This window comes from Vreelandella olivaria, assembly GCF_023507745.1.
Taxonomy (GTDB): Bacteria; Pseudomonadota; Gammaproteobacteria; order Pseudomonadales; family Halomonadaceae; genus Vreelandella; species Vreelandella olivaria_A.
The window spans coordinates 1-886 of sequence record NZ_JALPZO010000031.1 but is presented as its reverse complement, the minus strand read 5'-3'; the positions used below and the strand labels follow the sequence as shown (position 1 = coordinate 886).

The 886-nt window shown below is 54.7% G+C and carries 1 protein-coding gene and 1 pseudogene; one reads left to right on the top strand and one right to left on the bottom strand.

What is annotated here, in order from left to right:
- A pseudogene (locus HP566_RS02670) lies at positions 1-257 on the top strand (RNB domain-containing ribonuclease); the annotation flags it as partial.
- Positions 258-266: 9 nt separating this feature from the next.
- Here the strand turns inward: HP566_RS02670 and HP566_RS02665 are convergent.
- The coding region (locus tag HP566_RS02665) for a tetratricopeptide repeat protein (protein WP_425348164.1) at positions 267-886 on the bottom strand (620 nt) is incomplete at its 5' end.

Sequence of the window (886 nt, the reverse complement as noted above, 5' to 3'; positions counted from 1 at the left end):
GTTTCTTTGCCGCCAATGTAAAATCCCACGCCAAGCTGGTTTATGACCGCGTATCCGACTGGATTGAAGGCCAGGGTGACTGGGCACCGGCTGAGGATATTGCTGAGCAGCTCCATGCCCTGCGGGATCTCACCGAAGCACGTACCGCCTAGCGTAATGAGCATGCACTGGTATTCAAAGACCGCCCAGACTACGTTTTCGACCTTGACGATGCGGGTAACGTACTGGCAATCCGCACTGAAGATCGTCGCATTGCCATCGCTCAATCAGTAACCAAAGCGGGAGGGAAACCTGGAAATGGGGGGCTGACGCCCTATCCATTCCGACTCTGCTAATGCTTCAGCTTCCTGCTTCTGATCTGAGGTTAATTCATCATCATGCCAACTCATAACATTTTTAGCTGCATTGTCTTCAATCTCAATATACAGCCCGTATAAGATTGCCCATCCCTTTATTCTGTCCAAACTGTTCTGGCAACGCTCATCACGTTCGGGTTCAAGGTAACACCACCCTACGCCTAAGCGGCTATCGTGGCTTCCATATTGGGAAGCTTGTTCCATCCAGTGCCAGCTTGCTTCGAAAGCGCCCAGCTCTCTATTTACTCGTGCCATTTGCTCCATAGCGGGCACATGGCCTTGCTCCGCTGCACGGCTCAACCAGCTTTCCGCCGCCTCCAGGCGGCGGCGTTTGGTGAAGTACCACCCCCGTCCATTCATAATCTGGCGCCCCCATAGGGTTTGGGCTTCCGGCAACCCGGCTTCGGCGGCCCGTTTTAGCCAGTTGCCTGCACGGGTGGGAATCCCCAGCAGGTTGTAGAACTGGGTCAGTCGGGAAGCATCCAGATTGGCGTAGATATAGTACAGGGCCAGCATCGCCTCCGGGTCGC